Origin of the sequence: Cohnella sp. 56 (assembly GCF_037963805.1) — a bacterium.
In the GTDB taxonomy this organism is placed as follows: domain Bacteria; phylum Bacillota; class Bacilli; order Paenibacillales; family Paenibacillaceae; genus Cohnella.
On record NZ_JAZDQE010000001.1, the window covers coordinates 706,885 to 728,445 of the forward strand.

17 protein-coding genes and 2 riboswitches are annotated in these 21,561 nt (G+C 62.7%); of the genes, 16 read left to right on the top strand and 1 reads right to left on the bottom strand.

Annotated features, from left to right (window positions below):
• The first annotated feature begins 212 nt into the window (after nt 1-212).
• The 4 genes from VQ071_RS02815 (at nt 213) to VQ071_RS02830 (ending at nt 4,709) form a co-directional block, all read left to right on the top strand.
• Complete coding sequence (locus VQ071_RS02815; RefSeq protein ID WP_340512323.1) at nt 213-842, top strand: D-sedoheptulose-7-phosphate isomerase; 630 nt, start codon at nt 213-215, stop codon at nt 840-842.
• Nucleotides 839-1,870 (top strand): ROK family protein, encoded by a 1,032-nt coding sequence (locus VQ071_RS02820; protein ID WP_340512324.1) that lies wholly within the window; start codon nt 839-841, stop codon nt 1,868-1,870. The genes VQ071_RS02815 and VQ071_RS02820 overlap by 4 nt, the downstream gene beginning before the upstream one ends.
• A 26-nt stretch (nt 1,871-1,896) precedes the next feature.
• A complete protein-coding gene (locus VQ071_RS02825) occupies nt 1,897-4,041 on the top strand; it encodes a Sip1-related alpha-galactosidase (RefSeq protein ID WP_340512325.1) in 2,145 nt (714 codons plus the stop codon).
• 194 nt (nt 4,042-4,235) lie between these two features.
• Nucleotides 4,236-4,709 (top strand): peroxiredoxin, encoded by a 474-nt coding sequence (locus VQ071_RS02830; RefSeq protein WP_340512326.1) that lies wholly within the window; start codon nt 4,236-4,238, stop codon nt 4,707-4,709.
• Between the two features lie 35 nt (nt 4,710-4,744).
• Here the strand turns inward: VQ071_RS02830 and VQ071_RS02835 are convergent, their stop codons facing one another.
• Nucleotides 4,745-5,644, bottom strand: coding sequence for a hypothetical protein (locus tag VQ071_RS02835; protein WP_340512327.1), 900 nt, complete (start codon nt 5,642-5,644; stop codon nt 4,745-4,747).
• Nucleotides 5,645-5,899: 255 nt separating this feature from the next.
• Between VQ071_RS02835 and guaA the strand changes: the two genes are divergently transcribed.
• The 12 genes from guaA to purS all read left to right on the top strand — a co-directional run bounded on the left by guaA (nt 5,900) and on the right by purS (nt 21,561).
• A complete protein-coding gene (guaA, locus tag VQ071_RS02840; RefSeq protein WP_340512382.1) occupies nt 5,900-7,420 on the top strand; it encodes a glutamine-hydrolyzing GMP synthase in 1,521 nt (506 codons plus the stop codon).
• A 275-nt stretch (nt 7,421-7,695) separates the two neighbouring features.
• Nucleotides 7,696-7,800: a sporulation protein YjcZ gene (gene yjcZ, locus VQ071_RS02845; protein WP_340512328.1), complete on the top strand. Its 105-nt coding sequence runs from the start codon at nt 7,696-7,698 to the stop codon at nt 7,798-7,800.
• A gap of 365 nt (nt 7,801-8,165) precedes the next feature.
• Nucleotides 8,166-8,266: riboswitch (purine riboswitch) on the top strand.
• Nucleotides 8,267-8,391: 125 nt separating this feature from the next.
• A complete protein-coding gene (locus VQ071_RS02850; RefSeq protein WP_340512329.1) occupies nt 8,392-9,783 on the top strand; it encodes an NCS2 family permease in 1,392 nt (463 codons plus the stop codon).
• A gap of 275 nt (nt 9,784-10,058) precedes the next feature.
• A complete protein-coding gene (locus VQ071_RS02855) occupies nt 10,059-12,191 on the top strand; it encodes an ABC transporter transmembrane domain-containing protein (RefSeq protein WP_340512330.1) in 2,133 nt (710 codons plus the stop codon).
• Between the two features lie 32 nt (nt 12,192-12,223).
• Nucleotides 12,224-12,739 carry a hypothetical protein gene (locus tag VQ071_RS02860; protein WP_340512331.1) on the top strand — a complete coding sequence of 172 codons (516 nt, stop codon included), beginning with the start codon at nt 12,224-12,226 and terminating at the stop codon, nt 12,737-12,739.
• A 215-nt stretch (nt 12,740-12,954) separates the two neighbouring features.
• Nucleotides 12,955-13,506 (top strand): hypothetical protein, encoded by a 552-nt coding sequence (locus VQ071_RS02865; RefSeq protein ID WP_340512332.1) that lies wholly within the window; start codon nt 12,955-12,957, stop codon nt 13,504-13,506.
• A gap of 720 nt (nt 13,507-14,226) precedes the next feature.
• Nucleotides 14,227-16,053 carry an alkaline phosphatase gene (locus VQ071_RS02870; RefSeq protein ID WP_340512333.1) on the top strand — a complete coding sequence of 609 codons (1,827 nt, stop codon included), beginning with the start codon at nt 14,227-14,229 and terminating at the stop codon, nt 16,051-16,053.
• A gap of 210 nt (nt 16,054-16,263) precedes the next feature.
• A riboswitch (purine riboswitch) is annotated at nt 16,264-16,365 on the top strand.
• Between the two features lie 240 nt (nt 16,366-16,605).
• The gene (purE, locus tag VQ071_RS02875; protein WP_340512334.1) at nt 16,606-17,091 is read left to right on the top strand and encodes a 5-(carboxyamino)imidazole ribonucleotide mutase; all 486 of its coding nucleotides are present in this window, start codon (nt 16,606-16,608) and stop codon (nt 17,089-17,091) included.
• Complete coding sequence (gene purK / locus VQ071_RS02880; RefSeq protein WP_340512335.1) at nt 17,088-18,431, top strand: 5-(carboxyamino)imidazole ribonucleotide synthase; 1,344 nt, start codon at nt 17,088-17,090, stop codon at nt 18,429-18,431. Before purE ends, purK begins: the two co-directional genes overlap by 4 nt.
• Nucleotides 18,428-19,723, top strand: coding sequence for an adenylosuccinate lyase (gene purB, locus VQ071_RS02885; RefSeq protein ID WP_340512336.1), 1,296 nt, complete (start codon nt 18,428-18,430; stop codon nt 19,721-19,723). Before purK ends, purB begins: the two co-directional genes overlap by 4 nt.
• A gap of 33 nt (nt 19,724-19,756) precedes the next feature.
• Entirely contained in the window at nt 19,757-20,680 is a 924-nt protein-coding gene (locus tag VQ071_RS02890; RefSeq protein WP_340512337.1) for a phosphoribosylaminoimidazolesuccinocarboxamide synthase, read from the top strand.
• A gap of 638 nt (nt 20,681-21,318) precedes the next feature.
• Nucleotides 21,319-21,561 (top strand): phosphoribosylformylglycinamidine synthase subunit PurS, encoded by a 243-nt coding sequence (purS, locus tag VQ071_RS02895; protein WP_340512338.1) that lies wholly within the window; start codon nt 21,319-21,321, stop codon nt 21,559-21,561.

A 21,561-nucleotide genomic window follows, 5' to 3' on the forward strand; every position in this document is an offset into this window, starting at 1 on the left:
CGAGAGCGAGGTTGGTCAGTGCGATAGCGGAAAAAAGTTCCGCTAAAGTGCTCATGTGTGGTGCTGGCAGGCGCGATAACGGAAGAAAGTTCCGCTATTGCGCCCGAGAGCGAGGCCGGTCGGTGCGATAGCGATAAATGACCGCGATTGCACGCGTTTCAAATGGCGCTATCGCCCTTAACGACATAAAGGATTAAAAGGAGGTGCCGCGCATGAGCCGGACGCTGGAGGACCTGATCGCAAAGTACCCGGAGCTGGCCGTCTGCCGCGCGGATATCGAGGCGGCGTTCGAGGCTGCGCGCAGTTCGTTTGCGCGCGGCGGCAAGATGCTGCTCGCCGGCAACGGCGGCAGCGCCGCGGATTGCGAGCATGTCGTGGGCGAGCTGATGAAGGGTTTCATGTTGCCGCGCCGCCTAGGTTCAATCGAGCGGGAGAGGTTCGCGGCTTGGGGCGATGAGGGTGCGTATATGGCCGACAGGCTGCAGGGCGCGCTGCCAGCGATCTCGCTCGTCAGCCAGTCGGCGCTGGCGACGGCCTACATTAACGATGTGGCGGCGGACATGGTGTTCGCGCAGCAGGTGTACGGCTACGGCCGGCCGGAAGACACGCTGGTCGTGTTCAGCACGTCCGGCAACTCGGCCAATGTCGTGCGGGCGGTCCAGGTCGCGCGGTCGCTGGGGCTCACGACGATCGCGTTCACGGGACGCGGCGGCGGCCGGCTCGCGGAGCTGTGCGAAGTCGCGATCCGTGTCCCTAGCGACAGGACGCCGGATATTCAGGAGCGGCATCTGCCGATCTACCACGCGCTGTGCATGATGCTGGAGGAGGCGTTTTTCCCATGAGACGGCTGCTCGGCGGCATGGACATCGGCGGCACGAAGTGTGCGGCGGTCATCGGCGAGGCATCGGAGGACGGCATCGACATTGTAGGAAAAAGAAGCTTTCCGACGCCAGGAACGCCGGAAGAGACGCTGGCTGCGTTGATTGCGGCGTTGGCGGCGCTGCTGGAAGAGCATGGCGCTGGCGGAGGTGAGGCTGGAACGAGCGTGGCGGCATCGTCATCAGAAGCCTGCGGCCGCCGACCTGCCCTGGCTGCGGTCGGCGTCAGCTGCGGCGGCCCGCTCGACAGCGAGGCCGGCCTCGTGCTGTCGCCGCCCAACCTGCCGGGCTGGGACGGCATCGACGTGCTGACGCCGCTGCGCGAGGCGTTCGGCGTGCCGGCGGCGCTGCAGAACGACGCCAACGCCTGCGCGCTGGCCGAATGGCGCTGGGGCGCCGGGAGAGGGACGCGGCATATGGCGTTCCTCACCTTCGGCACCGGCATGGGCGCGGGATTGATCCTGAACGGCAGACTGTACGCGGGGGCGAACGACATGGCAGGCGAGGTCGGCCATATCCGCATGCGGGACGAAGGTCCGCTCGGCTACGGCAAGGCCGGTTCCTTTGAAGGCTTTTGCAGCGGCGGCGGCATGACAAGGCTGGGCATCGGCATGATCGGAGAATGGCTGCAGGCAGGCAAGACGACGCTGCTGCCGACCGGAGCCGACGCCGAGCAATCGCTGACGGCCCGCCTGATCTTCGAAGCAGCCGAGCAAGGCGACGAGCTGGCCGCACTGATCGTGCGCGTCACCGGCATCGAACTGGGCCGCGGGCTTGCGGTGATAGTCGATATGCTGAATCCCGAAGCGATCGTCATCGGCAGCATCTATACGCGCCAGGAGCGGCAGCTCGTGCCTGTCGTGCTGGAGACGCTGAGGCGCGAGGCGCTGCCGCGTTCGCTCGCGGCCTGCCGGATATTGCCTTCGGGGCTGCGGGAGCATGTCGGCGATGCGGCGAGCCTGTCGGTCGCGCTGCACGCACTGGAGACATGAGCCGAAGGGCAAAGGAGACAGGGATGATGTTCGAATGGATACTGGCTTCCAGGGAAGACAGCGGAAGCGACGGTCAAGCGCAGCAAGTGCGCTGTGCGGTCAAAATCATCGAGCCCGGCGGCACGTCGGCCGAATTGTCGCTGTCCCCGGTTGCGGCAGCTTCGACGGATAACGACGGAAATTCGTTAACCGAGTTAAAGTACGCCTTTGCGGACAAAGCGGGGCTCGTACGCGTGACGCTGTTGTTGCGGCGGTCGGGGGAGTGTGTGACCGGACATGTCGAGGCGCAGCTTGCAAACGACAATGTGTTCGGGCGGCAGCGGTCGTTCGCTGCCGTCGGCAGCGTCGAACTGACATTGCGCGCAGGCGCGGCGCCCGGACGCTGGATGGCCGTATACCAGCACAAGGACTGGTGGACCCGGCCGGCCTTCGGACAAGCATGGGCGGCGGTTCCCGAGCGTACCCAATCGCTGCTCTGCGGCGAAGGCGGGCGCTATTGGCAGATGCTGCCGGTCAGCGGCGAGGCGGTCAGAGCGGACGTGTCCGGTGCGGAGGAAGGCATCGCGCTGCGCCTGACGCCGGGACAGGCGGGCATGACGCGGATCTCGGCGCTCGCATTCGTCCTGGGCGATGGCGACGATCCGTACGCGATGATCGAGCGGCATGCGGCCGCTGCAGCCGCAGCGCTGGGATATGCGGGCATGCTGCGCAGCAGCAAGACCTATCCGCCGCTCCTCGACAAGCTGGGCTGGTGCAGCTGGGATGCCTTTTACCATCGGGTCAATGAGGAGGGTGTCCTGCAAAAGGCGGAGGAGCTGCAGCGTCTCGGCGTGCCGGCGTGCTGGTTCATGATCGACGATGGCTGGTCGAATGTGCGGGACAGCATGCTGAACGGGTTCGAAGCGGACCCCGCCAAGTTCCCGGAGGGACTTGGACATACGGTCGACCTGCTTAAAAATCGCTATGGCGTCCGCCATGTAGGCGTGTGGCATACGATTGCGGGCTATTGGGGCGGCATCGATCCGCGTAGCGAGGAGGCGCGCGTCTACGCCCGGTCGCTGCGCGCCAATGCGCGCGGCCAGCTGCTGCCTTCGCCCGAGCCCGGCGAGGCGTTCGGCTTGTGGCACGGCTGGCATGGCTGGCTGTCGAGGCAGGGCATCGACTTCGTCAAGGTCGACAGTCAGAGCGCCGTGTCGAACTTCTGGGAAGGCGCGCATGCGGTCGGCGATGCGGCGGCGGCCGGACATGCATCTCTGGAAGCTTCGGTCGCGCTCCACTTCGACGGAGCCGTCATCAATTGCATGGGCATGGCCGCCGAGAATGTATGGCATCGTCCCAAATCCGCGGTCTCCCGCAGCAGCGACGACTTCGTGCCGCAGGACCTGCGCGGTTTCGAGGAGCATGCGCTGCAGAACGCCTACAACTCTTATTGGCACGGCGCGTTCTACTGGGGTGACTGGGATATGTTCTGGACCCGGCACCCGGATGCCCGCGCCGGAGCGCTGCTCCGGGCGATCAGCGGCGGGCCGGTCTACGTGAGCGATCCGCCCGGAGAGACCGATCCTGCGCTGCTGCGGCCGCTCGCCTACAGTGACGGTACGCTGCTCCGCTGCGATCGCACGGCCAACCCGGCGCCGGATTGCCTGCTGCGCGATCCGACAAGCGAAGCGCTGCCGCTGAAGCTGTGGAATACGGCAGGCGGCGCGGGCGTCGTCGCCATCTTCCGCATCGATGCGGAGTCCGGCGACATGGAAGCGGCGATCGGGCCGGAGGATGTGCCCGGATTGCAGGGCGAGCGCTTCGCCCTGCATAGGCACGGCTCCGGCCGGGCCGAGATCGTGCGGCGCGGCGCCCCGCACCGGCTGCGTCTCGCGCCCGGGGACAGCGCGTTTTGGACCGTCGCCCCGCTTGCGGACGGCTTCGCCCCGCTCGGCCGGCTCGACAAGTTTGCGGGCTCGCATGCGGTCATATCGTGCCGGACCGATCCCGACGGCTATACGCGGGTCCGCATCCGGGAAGGCGGCGGACCGTTCGGCTTCGTCTCCGACAGGCCGCCGCGATCCGCGCGCGTACATGGCGCAGATGTCGAAGTGAAGTGCGGCGCCGACGGTTTTTACACCGTCGAATTGCCCGAGAGCCCGGGGGAATGCTGCCTGAAGATTGCGCGTTAAGACGCGTTATTTCCCGCAGCCGCGCGGTTTGCCCCTACATGACCGGATTCGTCAAACCCGCGAGGGGTAGCGAATCCGGTTGTTCTTTTCCCGGGAAATAACGCCAATTGCCGCATGTTCTCCGACATGCTTTTACTCCGTTAACGACTTCTGCTACGCTATGGGGAGAGTTGTAGATAAAAGGAGAGAAGCATGTGGAATCATCGCTTCAAGTAGGCTCCCCCGCGCCAGAATTCGAGCTGGAGAGCGCGGCGGGCGTCGTTCGGCTGAGCCAATACAGAGGCCGCAAGGTCGTGCTTTATTTTTATCCGAAGGACAATACGCCGTCCTGCACGCAGGAGACCTGCGACTTCCGCGACGCGCATCCGGCATTCGGGGAGTCCGACGCCGTCGTGCTGGGCGTGAGTCCCGACGATCTGAAGGCGCATGTCAAATTTGCGGACAAGTTCGGCCTGCCGTTCTTGCTGCTGTCGGATCCCGAGCACCGGGCGGCCGAGCTGTACGGCGTATGGCAGCTGAAAAAGCTGTACGGCAGGGAGTACATGGGCATCGTACGCTCGACATTTCTCATCGATGAAGCCGGGATACTGCGTCGGGAGTGGCGCAATGTGCGAGTGAAGGGCCACGCCCAGGCGGTGCTGGCTGCGGTGCGCGGCGAAGACGCCTGATCTCGTGCAAGTGAGGAGCTGCTCAAGAGCGGCCACTATATCGCAGCGTGGGAATAAGGATGTGCCATCGTCTTATCCGGCCCGAACCGCGCCGCGACGAGCAGATAACGATACGCCATCGTCCTATCCGCGCAGAACCGCACCGCGACGAGCATATAGCGATACGCCATCGTCTTATCCGGCCCGAACCGCGCCGCGACGAGCAAATAGCGATACGCCAGCGTCTTATCCAGCTCAAATCGCGCCGCGCTGCGCATATAACGATGTGCCATCGTCTTATCCGGCCCGAACCGCGCCGCGCTGCGCAAATAACGATACGCCATCGTCTTATCCGGCTCAAATCGCGCCGCGCTGAGCAAATAGCGATACGCCAGCGTCTTATCCGGCTCAAATCGCACCGCGCTGCGCATATAACGATGTGCCATCGTCTTATCCGGCCCGAACCGCGCCTCGACGAGCAAATAGCGATACGCCATCGTCTTATCCGGCTCAAATCGCGCCGCGATGAGCAAATAGCGATACGCCATCGTTTTATCCGGCTCAAATCGCACCGCGCTGCGCATATAACGATGTGCCATCGTCTTATCCGGCTCAAATCGCGCCGCGATGAGCAAATAGCGATACGCCATCGTCTTATCCGGCTCGAATCGCACCGCGCTGCGCACATAACGATGTGCCATCGTCTTATCCGGCTCGAATCGCACCGCGCTGCGCAAATAACGATGTGCCATCGTCTTATCCGGGCCGAACCGCACCGCGACGAGCAAATAGCGATACGCCATCGTCTTATCCGGGCCGAACCGCGCCGCGACGAGCAAATAGCGATACGCCATCGTCTTATCCGGCTCGAATCGCACCGCGCTGCGCACATAACGATGTGCCATCGTCTTATCCGGGCCGAACCGCGCCGCGCTGCGCATATAACGATGTGCCATCGTCTTATCCGGCCCAAATCGCGCCCGCGCTGCGCATATAACGATACACCATCGTCCTATCCGCGCAGAACCGCCATCGCTTACGCCGCTCGGGCGCCCGAATCGCCTTGACGCTGTCGAAGCGGCGAAGCTATAATTACAACAATCGATTTGCACGTGTCAGGCCAGGCGCGCTGCGGCGGCTTCAGCCGTCGTACCGGCCGGCCCAACCCATTAGGAGGCTCTGTTCATCCAGTGACTAATCAAGAGCATGAAATGATCGCGGTTCTCGACTTCGGCGGCCAGTATAACCAGCTCATCGCCAGGCGGATCCGCGATCTCGGCGTGTACAGCGAACTGCTCCCCCACAATACGCCTGCGGACAAGCTTCGCGCGTTGAACCCGAAGGGCATCGTCTTCTCCGGCGGTCCCGCCAGCGTGTACGCCGAAGGCGCGCCTTCGGTCGATCCTGCCGTCTATGAGCTCGGCGTACCGATTCTCGGCATCTGCTACGGCATGCAGCTCATCACCCATCAGCAGGGCGGCAAGGTCGAGCCGGCCTCCAAGCGCGAATACGGCAAGTCCGATGTCGACTTCGTCGCAGACTCCCATCTGATCCGCAATCTCGACACGCGTCAGACCGTCTGGATGAGCCACGGCGACCACGTCACCGAGCTGCCTGCAGGCTTTCGCGTCGACGCCAGCACGTCTCATGCGCCCGTCGCGGCGATGAGCCATCCGGAGCGGCGTCTGTATGCGGTGCAGTTCCATCCCGAGGTGCGCCATTCCGTCTACGGCAACGAGATGATCCGCAACTTCTTGTTCGAGATTTGCAATTGCAAGGGCGATTGGACGATGGAGTCCTTCATTGAAGATATGATCGACGAGATCAAGCGCGAGGTGGGCGACCAGAAGGTGCTGTGCGCGCTGTCCGGCGGCGTCGATTCTTCCGTCGTCGCCGCGCTTATCCACCGCGCGATCGGCGATCAGCTGACTTGCATGTTCATCGATCACGGCCTGCTGCGCAAGGGCGAAGCCGAGAGCGTCATGGACACGTTTGTCGGCAAGTTCGAGATGAATGTCATCAAGATTGACGCCAGCGAGCGCTTCCTGGGCAATCTGAAGGGCGTGGACGATCCCGAGAAAAAACGCAAGATCATCGGCGGCGACTTCATCCGCGTGTTCGAGGAGGAGTCCGCGAAGTTCGACGACTTCGCCTTCCTCGCGCAGGGTACGCTGTATACCGATATCGTGGAGAGCGGCACGGCGACGGCGCAGACGATCAAGTCCCATCACAACGTCGGCGGCCTGCCGGAGGATATGAAGTTCAAGCTCGTCGAGCCGCTGAAGGCGCTGTTCAAGGACGAGGTGCGCAAGGTCGGCACCGAGCTCGGCCTGCCGGACGCCATCGTCTGGCGTCAGCCGTTCCCGGGACCGGGTCTCGCGATCCGCGTGCTGGGAGAGGTCACGGAGGACAAGCTCGAGATCGTGCGCGAATCCGACGCCATCCTGCGCGACGAGATCGCCAAGGCGGGTCTCGACCGCGAGATCTGGCAGTACTTCACCGCACTGCCTGGCATGAAGAGCGTCGGCGTCATGGGCGACGGCCGTACGTACTCGTACACGGTCGGCATCCGTGCCGTCACGTCTATCGACGGCATGACCGCCGACTGGGCGCGCATCCCGTGGGATGTGCTGGAGAAGATCAGCGTGCGCATCGTCAACGAAGTGCGCGACGTCAACCGTGTTGTCTACGACATCACGTCGAAGCCGCCGGCGACGATTGAGTGGGAATAGGTTTTTGAGCCAATCGGTCTGCTGCAATTGAATGTCAAAAGCGTGCATAATCACTCTCTTTTATTTGCGTTGTTCAGCAAATAGAAGGGAGTGTTTTTTATGACCAAGTCAAGGAACGATCCGTGCTTCCAAAAGCGAGCGCGATGCTTGATGCGCATCGGATAGGCATATGTTGAATTAAGCGGGAACTGGGCGAACGGACGGTCAATCAGAGGAGTCATTCATATTCTAACAAGGAAATAAAACAATCGACTCCTGTACGGGTGGTGAACAATATGGGATACCCGGTCGGCGGTGTAGCTTGTGGGGGCGGCGGTCAAGGCGCGGCATTCGTGCTCGTGCTTTTCATTCTCCTGGTCATCATCCTTCGTGTGATCTAAATGCAGTCGGTTCGGTCAACCAGACTCTGGTTGCACAATATCCCGCCTAGCCCTGCGGCTACGCGGGATGTTCCGCCGGTATGCCCATTCGAGCCGGACGCCATCGGTTCATCTGTCCTCCAAAAGGCGCAGTCTCTCCACAAAGGGAGTGGACTGCGTCTTTTCGCCTGCACGCAAGGGGGAGAGGGGAGACAGCTTGTACATAGGTAATGTTCATGTTGGTTTCGCTTACATTGTATTTTAAGTGGCCGAATAATCGGATTTAGACGAGGGTTTGGCGAGAATTGCCGGTTTGGAGCGCTCATATTTAACATTTTTATTGACACCTCTATAGACGAGCCCCTAGAATATGCATTGGAAGTCCCACGACAACAGCATACATTTTTCGTATATTTCCGGGGATCGGCCCGGATGTCTCTACAAGGTCACCGCAAAGGACCTAGCTACGAAAAGCGCGCACACCGGGAGCAGGGCTTGTTCTGCTTGGATACATGATGCTGCGCGCTTATGCGGAACCTAGGAGAGTTATCTTCTGGGTTATTTGGTTGTGGCGCCAACTTTAAATGGGGCGAAAGGGGAGCTTTGGAGACGATGGAACGTTTCTTCAAGCTGAAGGAGTTCGGTACTAACATTCGCACGGAGGTCATGGCGGGCATCACGACGTTCATGACGATGGCGTACATCCTGGCGGTCAACCCGCTGGTGCTCGGAGGGTCCGGGCTCGACATGTACGGCATCTTCCTGGCGACGGCGCTCGGCGCAGGCATCTTCACGCTGGCGATGGGCTTGTTCGTCAACTTCCCGGTCGCGCTAGCGCCAGGCATGGGTCTCAACGCGTACTTTGCGACGACGGTCGTCGCGTCCAAGGCGACGGATCATCCGATCTCGCCGTCGATGGCGTTGGCCGCCGTATTTATCTCGGGCATCATCTTCATCATCCTGACCGTGACCAAGGTCCGGCAGATGCTGATCGTCGCGATTCCCGACAGCATCAAGGTCGCGATCACGGTCGGCATCGGCCTGTTCATCACGATCATCGGCCTCAAGGGCAGCGGCCTGCTGACGATCTCGCTCAGCCCGTTCGCCGACTATGCGGCCGGGTCCTACAGCAACCTGAACAGCAACGAGACGATCTTCCACCTCGGCGACATCACGGAGCCTTCCGTATGGCTGACCGTGCTCGGTCTGCTCGTCATCAGCGTGCTGATGGTGCTGCGCGTGCGCGGCGCGATCCTGATCGGCATCTTGATCACGACGCTGGTCGGCGCCATTCCCGGCGTGGACGTCGTCACCTTCGATTCGCTCAAGGGCGCGGATTGGGTACCGAACTTCTCCAAGCTGAACTTCTGGGACTTCGACTTCGCGGACCTGATGACGACGGGGCTCCTGACCGCGATCGCGACGTTCACGTTCGTCGAGCTGTTCGACACGTTCGGCACGCTCGTCGGCACGGCGAACCGCGCAGGCTTCTTCAAGGATAAGGAAAAGGGCCGCAAGCTCGTCGGCAAGGCGATGCTCGTCGACGCGGCTGCCGTCAGCGGCGGCGCAATGCTCGGTACGAGCACGATGACCGCGTTCGTCGAGAGCTCCGCAGGCATCGCCGAAGGCGGACGCACCGGTCTCACGTCCTCCACGACCGGCGCGCTGTTCCTGCTGTCGCTGTTCCTCGCACCGATCGCGCTGCTCGTGCCGTCCCCGGCGACGAGTGCCGCGCTCATCATCGTCGGCGTGCTCATGATGCAGTCGATCAAGGAGATCGACTTCGAGGACCTGGTGCTCGGCATTCCGGCGTTCCTGACGATCGCGATGATGCCGTTCACGTACAACATCGCCAACGGCATCTCCTTCGGCATCATCTCCTATGTCGTACTGGCTGTCGTAGCTAACATGGCCGGCAAAAAGAAGTATCAGATTCACTGGCTGATGTGGGTGCTGTTCGTGCTCGTCATCGCGCGTTACGTATTCATCGGCGCCGAGGGCTGACCGCTCCTCTGCCGCAAGCCGCCATTCGCGATTCGTCGCGACATGGCGGTTTTTTTCATACCTTTTTCATACCAATGTACAAAAACCTCGCCGACAAGCGGGCAACGTTCGGACACGAATTGACAGTTTTCCAAAGCGTGCGATATGGTGGATACATTGATACAGTTGCTGTCGCAGCCAGATTCGCATGCCGATTGCCGACGCGACTGCATGCCGATCGCAGGTAGCAAGTTACATATCCATCACAAGCCAGCACATGCGGGCCGGGGGACATCATGCTCAAATACTTTACCGCTTACAAGGGGCTGCTCGCGCTGCTGCTCCTGTGCCTGCTGCTCGATGTCGCCTACGGCGTCGCGGCGCCGGTCAGCTTGAAGTACCTGGTCGACGAGGCGTTCGTGCCCAAGGACACGCATGCCTTCGTCCTCATCCTGGGCCTGCTCATCGGCACGGGCGTGCTGTCGATCGCGGCCGGGCTGGCCGGCGACGTCGCGCTCAACCGGCTGGTCGGCCGCGGCGTCGCCCGGCTCAGAACCGAGCTGTTCGACCGGCTGCAGCGGCAGTCCGTCGCCTTTTACCAGCGCTACGGCACCGGCGACCTCGTCGCCCGCTTCACGAGCGATACCGCCTCCGTCGAGCGCACCGCCTCCGACATCGCGCCGGCGCTGATCTCGCAGTCGCTCAGCGTCCTGCTCGGCCTCGGCATGCTGTTCGCGCTCGACTGGAAGCTCACGCTCGTCATGCTCGCGGGCGCCGTCCTCATGCTCGTCGGGCCGCGCCTTTTGCAGCGCCGGGCCGAAGCCGGCCAGCAAGCGCACAAGCAGGCGCAGGAGCGCTTCGTCAACATGATCGACGAGGCCGTCAAGGGTCACAAAACGATCCGCAGTCTCCACCAGCAGGAGCGCATCGCCGTCCGGGCGGCCGAGCGCGTGCGCGAGCTGCTGCGCACCGGGCTGCGCCTCGGACTCGTCGCCTCGTGGATGGAGCATCTGCCGCTCGTCTCGCTGATGGTGCTGAACGGCACGATGATCGGCTTCGGCGGATATCTGATTTTTCAGGACGAGATATCGGTCGGCGAGTTTATGGCGTTTTTTACCCTGTTCATGACCGTCGGGCAGTCCGGCACCAATCTGACCTATCTGATCCCGGGACTGATCGAGGCGCGCGTGAGCTTCGCCCGCATCGGCGAGCTGATGCGGCAGGAGCCCGACGTGCCGGAGCCGGCCCGGCCGGTCAAGCTCTCCGCGCCGGTGCGCCGGCTCGCGATGGAGGATGTCGTCTTCGGCTACGACGATAGCCGGGACCAGCTCTCCGGCGTCTCGCTCGCGATCGAGGGAGGCAGCTTCACCGCATTCGTCGGCGCCAGCGGCTCCGGCAAGAGCACGGCCCTGCAGCTGCTCGCCCGCTTTTACGATCCGAGACAGGGCCGCGTCGCCTATGACGGCATCGACCTGCGGGACGCCGAGGAGTCCGCGCTGCGGCAGCTCGCCCTGCTCGTCGGACAGGATACGTTCCTGTTCAATACGACAGTCCGCGACAATCTGCTGCTCGGCCGCACCGACATCGACGAGGCCGGCCTGCTCGACGCCGGCCGCCGCGCCGGGCTCGAAGAGGCGGCCGCCCGCTGGCCGCAGGGCTACGATTCGCCCGTGCGCCAGGAAGGCGGCAGCTTCTCCGGCGGCGAACGCCAGCGCATCGCGCTGGCCCGGGCGCTGCTGCGCGATCCGGACGTGCTGCTGCTCGACGAGGTGACGTCAGCGCTCGATCCGGCCTCGGAGGCCCGGGTCAACGAGCTGGTCCTCGAGCTGCGGGGCCGCCGCAAGACCATCGTCTCGGTGACGCACCGGCTGTCCTCGGTCGTGGAGGCGGATCGCATCTATGTGTTCGATCAGGGGCGCATCCTGGAGAGCGGCGGCCACGACGAGCTGCTGCGTCTGGGCGGCGCGTACGCCCGCTTGTGGGACAAGCAGCAGGGCTTCAAGCTGTCCGCGGACGGCCTGCATGCCGACGTGAACGCGGATTGGCTCGGGCGGCTGCCGTTTCTGGCGGGCATCGAGGCGGGGCTGCTGGACAGCCTGTCCGCCGCCTTCACTACGCAGAACTGCCGGGAAGGCGAGGAGATCGTCCGCGAGGGCGAAGAGGGCCACACCTTCTACATCATCGTCCGCGGCAAGTTCGAGGTGACCAAGCTGACCGACGCAGACGGCGAACGGCGCGTGGCGACGCTGCAGGACGGCGACTACTTCGGCGAGATCGCGCTCATGCGCGAGGTGCCGCGGACCGCCACTGTGCGCGCTCTCGGGCCGGGCATGCTGCTGACGATGCGCAGAGAGACGTTCCAGCGCCTGCTGAGCGGCGCGCCGCACGTTCGCGAGGCGCTGAATCGTGCCCTCGAGCGCCGGTCGTGAGCGATACGATCATATAGAGAGGAGGCGGCCGGATGACGAAGCTTCAATGCGAATTGTGCGCGAGCGACGACGATTTTGCCCGGGCCAGCCTGTTTTTGCTGCGGCATATGCGCGACGTGCACCCCTCCTTTTCGACGCTGGACACGGTCGCCCTGCTCTACCAATACATCACCGAAGGCCGGATCGTGCTGGTGCGGGACGGCGGCGAGACGGTCGGCCTGGGCGCGTATTATCACGGGACAAGGGAAGCCGATTTTGAGAATAAAGCGGTGGCGCTCATCGATCTCGCGCTGGCCGACCGTGCGTACCGGGGGAGTCGAGTATTTGTCGAAGGGTTCGGCTTCATGGTCCGGACGATCGCGGAGCGGCATCCGGAGGTGCAGGAGATCCGTCTGGCCGCACAGAGCGCCAACCGTTACCTGAACCGCCTGTACGCCAAATTCGCTGCGCCTTGCGGGACAAGGGAAGCCCGGTGGGGCAAGGAGACGCTGTATGTTAGCTCGATCGCGAATATTACGTCTATGCTGGCAAAATGGGATCGTGTATAATCAGGGTGGAATTATATCCAATTTTTGTCGAAGGAGGTTGCAGTATGTATCCTGTTCCGCCTAGCATTGACAAGGGTTCTCAAAAAGGCAGCGGCTTTGGCAAAATCGTCATCGGCAATGATAATCTCCGCGTCAGGCCGCAGCAGTAACATGCTGGCCGCTCCGGTCGGAGCGGCCTCTCGCAAGCGCCAACGAAGCACCGGGAGGTCAGGACTATGCCGCCGCTTGCCTATGCGAACTTTATATTCAGGCGCTGCGATCTCGACATGGACCACGCCTCCTATCTTCGCTTTTTAATATCGCGCCACGACAAGCTGGATCTTTCCTACGCGTTCGCGGTCAAGCTGAGCTTCGTCGCGGGTCCGCTCCTGTTCGGCAAGGCGCTGCTCATCCATCACGAAGACAGCTACCGCAAGCTGGGCGCCGTCGGCTACACCTACGGCACCGGCCCGGACGAATACAAGGATAGGGAGAACTGCCAGCTCGAGGTTTTTTATATCGAGCCGGCGTGCCGGACGCCCGATCTGCTGCTCGCCGCGGCGAGCGAGCTGATCGACTGCATCCGCGAGGGCGAAGCCGCGGTCCGGTACATCCAGTTCTGGACGCCGGCCGCGCCCGAAGGGCGGCTGCTGCGGCGGATCGCGGGTTTGCCGGGCGCATCGCGCGCCGAGGCGGGGGCGCTGGCGCTGTACAGGCTGCCGCTGGACGAGCTGGAGCGCTGGATCGCCGGGCTCGCGACGCGCCGGGCGCGGCGGCGGACGAAGTAATCTGCGCATACGCATGCGCATATGTTACGATACGAGGCGCACGAGGATGCCGAAGGCTGCGAACAAGCGGCTGGGGCGTCTTTTTTTATTTGCTTGGCGGACGGGAGGCGGCCACCCAATGTTGTCAGGTTAAGAACCCTGCCGCTCCCCGGCGCGTGGTCTTCATGAATAAATTGTGCTTGGTCTGTTTGTTGCGTGTGAACGAGCGATCCTGGACGACAGGGATGCGGCTACGTTGAAGTTCTTCCCCAAAACGTTCATGCAACACAGCCTTGAAAGGGGAGATAACTGCCAAACCGCAGTTATTTTCTCCTGTGCCAGGACATCTGGCGGCGATAACTGCATTTATACAGTTATTTTCGAGTCTGAGCCGGATGACGGTCGATTTTCGCGAGATTAACTGTATATTCGCAGCTATCGCTCCGAAAAATGCCGCCACCACGGAGATTAACTGTATATTTGCAGTTAACCTGACAACATTGGCCACCCCCCGCCGCTCAACCGGTATTAGCTGCCTTTCAGCCTTTCAGCAACTATTTCGCCGCCTCCATCACCCGCGCCACCAACCGGATACCCAAGCCGTCATGGCGATCTCCCCGGCGGCTTTTCTTATTGGGAGGCGTTTCCGATTTTTTACACAGACTTGTCCCAGGTTTGCTTCTTGCTTAACAAACGCCAGATAGAATATTCCTCGATAGCCAATATGCGGGAGGGATATTCGTGTATTCTTGGATCAAAAGGTTTGTCGCCGTCATGTTGGCCGCCGTCGTGGCCTGGTCGCTCGGCAGCGCGGGAATTCCGGCGGCACATGCGGCAGCGTCGGCAGCGCCGAGCATTACGATTTTGCCGATCGACCGCGCGACGATTCTCGCGGGGCAGCGCTTCGACTTTCGCGTCGAGCTGAACGGGGCGAAGGTTGCGCAGAGCGCGCTCAAGGTGACCGTGAACGGCAAGGACGCGGCGGCCTACTTCGGCGCCAAGGCCAAGTTCACGAACGCGAGCGACAGCAGCTCCGAGCTGACGCTTCGTCAGGTCAGCTTCCCGAAGGCGGCCAAGATCGGCGTCAAGGCGGTAGCGACCGTGAACGGGCGGACGCTGACCAAGATCGTCAACTACGAAGTATATGAAGCGATCGGCGATGTCAAAAAAGCGAAAAACGTCGTCCTGCTCATCGGCGACGGCATGAGCGCCAACATCCGCACGGCCGCCCGCGTCGTCTCGAAGGGGATTGGAGAGGGCAAGTTCAAGGGCTGGCTCGAGATGGAGAAGATGGACTATATGGGCTTCGTCACGACGTCCGGCATGGACTCGATCGTCACCGACTCGGCCAACTCGGCTTCGGCGTACGCGACCGGCCACAAGACGGCGGTCAACGCGGAGGGCGTATACCCGGACAACACGGCCGATCCGCTGGACGATCCGCGCGTCGAGAACATCGTCGAGCTGGTCAAGCGCACGAAGGGCATGTCCACCGGCATCGTCACGACTGCCGACGTCACCGATGCGACGCCCGCCGCGATGGCGACCCATACGCGCAAGCGCAGCGAGTCGGAAGCGATCGTCAATATGTTCCTCGAGCCGGCTTCGCGTCCCGACGTCATCATGGGCGGCGGCCTCGAATGGTTCCTGCCGGAGAAGGACGGCGGCAAGCGCAAGGACGGCAAAAGCAGCATCGACGCGTTCAAGTCGCTCGGCTACAGCTACGTGACCAACGCGACCGAGCTGAACAAGGCGGGCGGCGCGTCCAAGCTGCTGGGCCTTTTCAAGAAAGGCAACATGAACGTCTACTACGACCGCGAGTACACGAAGCCGGTCAATACGGATATCGTGGGCAAGGAAGTCGACCAGCCGACGCTGATGGAGATGACAAGCCAGGCGCTGAACGCGCTCGGCAAGAACAAGAAGGGCTTCTTCCTCATGGTCGAAGGCGCGTCGATCGACAAGATGGCGCATCCGATGGACTTCGAGCGGCTCATCTGGGACACGATCGAGTTCGACCAGACGGTCGGACTGGTCAAGCAGTATGCGGCCAAGCACCCGGACACGCTGATCGTCGTCACTTCGGATCACGGCCATTCGATGACGCTCAACGGCACCTACGATACGGTCGCGGCGGCGGGCAAGACGGGCGAGGAGCTGCGCGAGTTCGTCGGCACGTACGCGGACTCCAAGTTCCCGACCTATGTCGACGCGAACAAGGACGGCTTCCCGGACAATCCCGATTCGCAGTGGAAGATCGCGGTCGGCTGGGGCAATCATCCCGACTACAACGAGGACTTCCTGACCAATCCTGCGCCGGTCAATCCGACGATCCAGGACCCGGAGGTCAAGGACAAGGCATCGTATATCGCCAATCCCGACAAAGATCCGAACGGCATCCACTTCACAGGCAACATCCCGCATGACGAGTCTGTCGAGGTGCATACGTTCGACGACGTGCCGGTCAACGCTTCCGGTCCCGGGGCGCAGCGGTTCGCGGGATATATGGACAACACACAGGTATTCCGCAACATCGTGACGGCACTCGGCATCAAGGCGGCCAAATAGACGGATTCGACAGAAGCGGTCTCCCCGGAGGCCGCTTTTCGTCGCTTGGGCGTCGAGCGCATGGAGATCGGAATTGACAGAAAACTTATGGCCTTACCCGGTTAGCCTTATAGGAAAGGGCCGAAATCCGAACATTCGTTTTTTCAACAATCGGAAGCGTTCGCCTTTTCGTTTGACATCCATGTAAGGTTTCGGTTAAACTTAAAAACGGCAAATATCATCGGAATCGCTCGTATATTATCGGGAATATGGCCCGATCGTCTCTACCCGGAGACCTTAAATTTCCGGACTACGAGCTCTTGGGCGCGCTGCAGGCGCATGCGGGAGATCCCTCGCAGGGAGATCCGCGATGCGGCATGACGGCGGGCCGGGAGCGAAGCCGGGAATACGGTAGAGACGGGGTTAGACGGAGGACCGCAGCGGTCCGAGGTCGCCCTTTTTTGCGCTTAAGGCCGTATTCGCGGCGGCGGGCTACGGCGCATCGCCGCGAATACGGCATCGGATAGACAAGCGGCACTGGCAGGACAAGCTAACGGTGGAAAGGGTGGAACCATGTCGGCAATCGTCGGAGTCATCATGGGCAGCACGTCGGATTGGGAGACGATGAAGAAGGCGTGCGAGGTGCTGGATGAACTGAACATTCCCTATGAAAAAAAGGTCGTATCCGCGCATCGCACGCCGGATCTGATGTTCGAATATGCGGAGACAGCGGTTGAACGGGGACTTAGGGTGATAGTCGCCGGCGCCGGAGGCGCCGCGCATCTGCCCGGCATGGTCGCCGCGAAGACCGTCCTGCCCGTCATCGGCGTACCCGTGAAGTCCGCCGCTCTGAACGGGCTGGACTCGCTGCTGTCGATCGTGCAGATGCCGGGCGGCATCCCGGTCGCCACGGTCGCGATCGGCGCGGCCGGCGCCACGAACGCCGGGCTGCTGGCGGCGCAGATCGTCGGCGCGTTCGACGCCGACGTGCAGGCGCGCGTCGCCGCGCGGCGCGAGCGGATCACGCAGGACGTGCTGGACCATGCGGTGCTGCCATGAGCGGGCTCAATCGCGAGCTTGAAGGGCTGCTCGGCGGCGAAGGCGCAGCCTGCGGCGTCGACGGCTATTGCGCGCCGGCGGGCGATGCGACGACAGCGGCCGAGGGCGGCGACGCATCGCCCGCTGCCGCGCAGGCTGCGCCTCGCGCAGCCTCCAGCGCGGGCGGCCGCCCGGCGAAGCCGGCACGCCCGATCCTGCCCGGCGCCACGATCGGCGTCCTCGGCGGCGGGCAGCTCGGCCGGATGCTGGCGCATGCGGGCAGCCGGATGGGCTACCGCTTCGTGGCGCTCGATCCGACGCCGGATGCGCCTTGCGGCCAGACGGCGCAGCAGATCGTGGCCGGCTACGCGGACCGCGACGCGGCGCGCGAGCTGGCGCGGCGCAGCGACGTCATCACGTACGAGTTCGAGAACGTGGACGCGGACGTCGCGGCGATGCTGGAGACGGAGTCGTACGTGCCGCAGGGCAGCGCCCTGCTGCATACGACGCAGCATCGGCTGCGCGAGAAGCGCGCCATCGAGGCCGCGGGCGCGCGCGTCGCGCCGTACGCCGAGATCGCGAGCCTCGCCGACTTGCAGGCGGCGGCCGAGCAGCTCGGGCTGCCCGCCGTGCTGAAGACGGCGACCGGCGGCTACGACGGCAAGGGGCAGTGGGTGCTGCGCGGGACGGACGAGCTTGAGCCCGCCTGGGCAGAGGCGAGCCGCGCAGGCACCGAGCTTGTGCTCGAGAAGTTCATCGACTTCGAGCGCGAGATCTCGGTCATCGCTGCGCGCAGACCGTCCGGCGAGATCCGAACGTTCCCCCCTGCGGAGAATATCCACGTTCGCAATATATTGCATCTGTCGATCGTGCCCGCACGGGTGCCGGACGCCGTCATCGCCGAGGCCGAGCGCCTCGCGGTGTCGATCGCCGAGACGCTCGGCGCGGTCGGCCTGATCGCGGTCGAGATGTTCGTCGCCCATGACGGCACGCTGTACGTCAACGAGCTGGCGCCGCGGCCGCACAATTCCGGGCATTATACGATGGAGGCGTGCCGCACCTCGCAGTTCGAGCAGCATATCCGCGCGATCTGCGATCTGCCGCTCGGCGATACGGCGCTGCTGACGCCGGTCGTCATGGGCAATATTCTCGGCGAGCATGTCGGGCCGCTGCTCGATCGGATGCAGACGCGCGACGAGTCGGGGGAGCGCCTCGGCGTCGCGCCCAAGGTTCACCTGTACGGCAAGGCCGAGGCCAAGACCGGCCGCAAGATGGGCCACGTCAACGTGCTGGCCGACGACACGGAGACCGCGCTAGCCTGGATTAACGAATCAACCATTTGGAGGGTCAATCCATCATGATCGAACGCTACAGCCGCCCGGAGATGCGGGCTATCTGGACCGAAGAGAACAAATTCAAGGCCTGGCTCGAAGTCGAGCTGTGCGCCTGCGAGGCCTGGGCGGAGCTCGGGCATATCCCGAAGGCCGACACCGTCCTGCTGCGTCAGAACGCGACGTTCGACATCGACCGCATCTACGAGATCGAGCAGGAGACCCGCCACGACGTCATCGCCTTCACGCGCGCCGTATCCGAGAGCCTCGGCGAGGAGCGCAAGTGGGTGCACTACGGCATGACGTCCACCGACGTCGTCGACACCGCGCTCGGCTACCTGCTCAAGCAGGCCAACGAGATTCTCGAACGCGATCTCGTCAACTTCATCGCTATTCTTCGCCAGCAGGCGATCCAATATAAGTCGACCCCGATGATGGGGCGCACCCACGGCGTGCATGCCGAGCCGACGACGTTCGGCCTCAAGCTCGCGCTGTGGCACGAAGAGATGAAGCGCAACCTGGAGCGCTTCCGCAGAGCGGCCGACGAAGTCCAGTACGGCAAAATGTCCGGCGCCGTCGGCACGTACGCCAACCTCGATCCGTTCGTCGAGCAGTACGTCTGCGACAAGCTCGGCATCAGTGCCGCGCCGATCTCCACCCAGACGCTGCAGCGCGACCGCCACGCCGAATATATGGCGACGCTGGCGCTCATCGGCTCCTCGCTCGACAAGTTCGCGACCGAGATCCGCGCGCTGCAGAAGAGCGAATTCCGCGAAGTCGAGGAGCCGTTCGCCAAGGGCCAGAAGGGCTCGTCGGCGATGCCGCACAAGCGCAACCCGATCGGCTGCGAGAACATCAGCGGCCTCTCCCGCGTCATCCGCGGCCACATGATCACCGCCTACGAGAACGTGGCGCTGTGGCACGAGCGCGACATCTCCCATTCCTCCGTCGAACGCATCATCCTGCCGGACGCGACGATGCTGCTGAACTACATGTTGAACCGCTTCGGCAACATCGTGAAGAATCTGCAGGTGTTCCCCGAGAACATGCAGCGCAACATGCGCAGCACCTACAACGTGCCCTTCTCCGGCCGCGTCATGACCAAGCTCATCGACAAAGGCATGAGCCGCGAGCAGGCATACGACACCGTGCAGCCGCGCGCGATGCAGGCGTGGGAGGAGCAGCGCGACTTCAAGTCGATCGTATCCGAGACGCCGGCGATTACGGAGCTGCTGTCCGCGGACGAGCTCGAAGACGCGTTTAACCCTTCGTGGCATCTGAAGCACGTCGATACGATTTTCAAACGGCTCGGTCTGGAATAAATCACTTCTATATAAAGAGTGCAGGAGGCTGACATGTCTACAGAAGCGTTATCCACGGCGGAAGGGCTCGTCAAGGCGCCGCTCATCCACAAGGGCAAGGTCAGGGAGCTGTACGATCTGGGCGAGCATCTGCTCATCGTCGTCACCGACCGCATCTCGGCGTTCGATTATGTGCTCGATCCGGCCGTCCCCGGCAAGGGCAAGGTGCTGAACGGACTGAGTGCCTTCTGGTTCGACAAGACCAAGGATCTCGTTCCCAACCACGTCGTCCATACGGACGTCCGCAAGCTGGGCGATCTCGTGAGCGAGCCGGACAAGCTGGCGGGGCGGATCATGGTCACAAAGAAGGCGAAGCGGATCGATATCGAGTGCGTCGTACGGGGCTACATCACGGGCGGCGGCTGGCGGCAGTACCAGAAGAACGGCGAGGTCAACGGCATCCCGCTCCCGGCGGGCCTGCACAAGAACGCCAAGCTGGAGGAGCCGATCTTCACGCCCGCGGCCAAGAACGACGTCGGCCACGACGAGGACATCTCCTTCGCGGAGATGGAGCGTCGCATCGGTAAGGAGCTGGCCGCCGGCCTTCGCAAGCGCAGCCTCCTGCTGTACGATTATGCGCTCGCGGTATGCGAGCACAAGAGCATCATCCTGGCGGACTGCAAGTTCGAGTTCGGCCTGCTGGACGACGAGATTATCCTGATCGACGAGCTGTTCACGCCGGATTCCTCGCGCTTCTGGGCAGAGGAGAAGTACGAGCTGGACATCGAGATCGACAGCATGGACAAGGAGCCGGTCCGCACGTACCTGCTCAGCACGGACTGGGACCGCGACAGCACGCCGCCGCGCCTGCCGGACGAGGTCGTGTCCGCGACCGCGGCGCGCTACGAGGACATCTACCGCCGGCTCACGGAGCCGACGAGCTACGGGTTCACGGCGTTCAAGCCGATCAAGTACTAGCGTCTCAAGCGGTGCTGCTGTCGCCATTCTCAGCCTTGCGGCTACCGCAAGCCGCTGTTAGTAACCGTGGCACCATCACCAACGTCGTTATCGTGGCATCTTCGCTACCGAGCCATCATCGGCACCGTGCCTTCGCCGCTACCGAGCCACCGTCGCTAACGTTGTTATCGTGCCACCGTGGTATCGTCGCTACCGAGCCGCCGTCGTTACCGTGGCACCGTCGCTAACGTTGTTATCGTGCCACCGTGGTAACGTCGCTACCGAGCCGCCGTCGGCACCGTGCCATTGTAGCCACCATCGCTACCGAGCCACCATCGCTACCGTGTCACCGTCGCCGATAACTGCAAATATACATCTAATTTTCCGCGAACCGAGATGGTGCACGAGTTAACTGCAAATATGCATCTATTTTCGATAAATCGCGTCGTTACGAGTGAGTGGGGCTGAAGTAACTGTACATATGCAGTTAATTAGCTCGGAACCGGCCATCTCCAGGTAAATAACTGCATTTTTGCAGCTATTCGCTCCGCTCCGCTCAAGATCGACCGCTACTCGCCGTCCCGCCACCGTCTGTCGTTCTACTTTTCAACCTAGCAAGCCCCTAACCTATGTCCCCATCCAGGAGGAGACCCGTCCACATGAAAGCAACGGTATACGTCACGATCAAGGAAAACGTGCTCGACCCGCAAGGCAACGCCGTCCAGGGCTCGCTGCAGACGCTCGGCTTCGACGAAGTCGCGAAGGTGCGCATCGGCAAGTACATGGAGCTGACGCTCGATACGACGGACCGTGCGGTCGCCGAAGAGCGCGTGAAGGCCATGTGCGAAAAGCTGCTCGCCAACACCGTCATCGAAGACTACCGATTCGAACTGGAGGGCTGA

What these genes read in the sequence shown, in the direction of transcription:
- VQ071_RS02815 (WP_340512323.1), top strand. Translation starts at nt 213, where the DNA reads ATGAGCCGGACGCTGGAGGACCTGATCGCAAAGTACCCGGAGCTGGCC.
- VQ071_RS02820 (WP_340512324.1), top strand. Translation starts at nt 839, where the DNA reads ATGAGACGGCTGCTCGGCGGCATGGACATCGGCGGCACGAAGTGTGCG.
- VQ071_RS02825 (WP_340512325.1), top strand. Translation starts at nt 1,897, where the DNA reads ATGTTCGAATGGATACTGGCTTCCAGGGAAGACAGCGGAAGCGACGGT.
- VQ071_RS02835 (WP_340512327.1), bottom strand. Translation starts at nt 5,644, where the DNA reads ATGGCACATCGTTATATGCGCAGCGCGGCGCGGTTCGGCCCGGATAAG.
- guaA (WP_340512382.1), top strand. Translation starts at nt 5,900, where the DNA reads ATGATCGCGGTTCTCGACTTCGGCGGCCAGTATAACCAGCTCATCGCC.
- yjcZ (WP_340512328.1), top strand. Translation starts at nt 7,696, where the DNA reads ATGGGATACCCGGTCGGCGGTGTAGCTTGTGGGGGCGGCGGTCAAGGC.
- VQ071_RS02850 (WP_340512329.1), top strand. Translation starts at nt 8,392, where the DNA reads ATGGAACGTTTCTTCAAGCTGAAGGAGTTCGGTACTAACATTCGCACG.
- VQ071_RS02855 (WP_340512330.1), top strand. Translation starts at nt 10,059, where the DNA reads ATGCTCAAATACTTTACCGCTTACAAGGGGCTGCTCGCGCTGCTGCTC.
- VQ071_RS02860 (WP_340512331.1), top strand. Translation starts at nt 12,224, where the DNA reads ATGACGAAGCTTCAATGCGAATTGTGCGCGAGCGACGACGATTTTGCC.
- VQ071_RS02865 (WP_340512332.1), top strand. Translation starts at nt 12,955, where the DNA reads ATGCCGCCGCTTGCCTATGCGAACTTTATATTCAGGCGCTGCGATCTC.
- purE (WP_340512334.1), top strand. Translation starts at nt 16,606, where the DNA reads ATGTCGGCAATCGTCGGAGTCATCATGGGCAGCACGTCGGATTGGGAG.
- purK (WP_340512335.1), top strand. Translation starts at nt 17,088, where the DNA reads ATGAGCGGGCTCAATCGCGAGCTTGAAGGGCTGCTCGGCGGCGAAGGC.
- purB (WP_340512336.1), top strand. Translation starts at nt 18,428, where the DNA reads ATGATCGAACGCTACAGCCGCCCGGAGATGCGGGCTATCTGGACCGAA.
- VQ071_RS02890 (WP_340512337.1), top strand. Translation starts at nt 19,757, where the DNA reads ATGTCTACAGAAGCGTTATCCACGGCGGAAGGGCTCGTCAAGGCGCCG.
- purS (WP_340512338.1), top strand. Translation starts at nt 21,319, where the DNA reads ATGAAAGCAACGGTATACGTCACGATCAAGGAAAACGTGCTCGACCCG.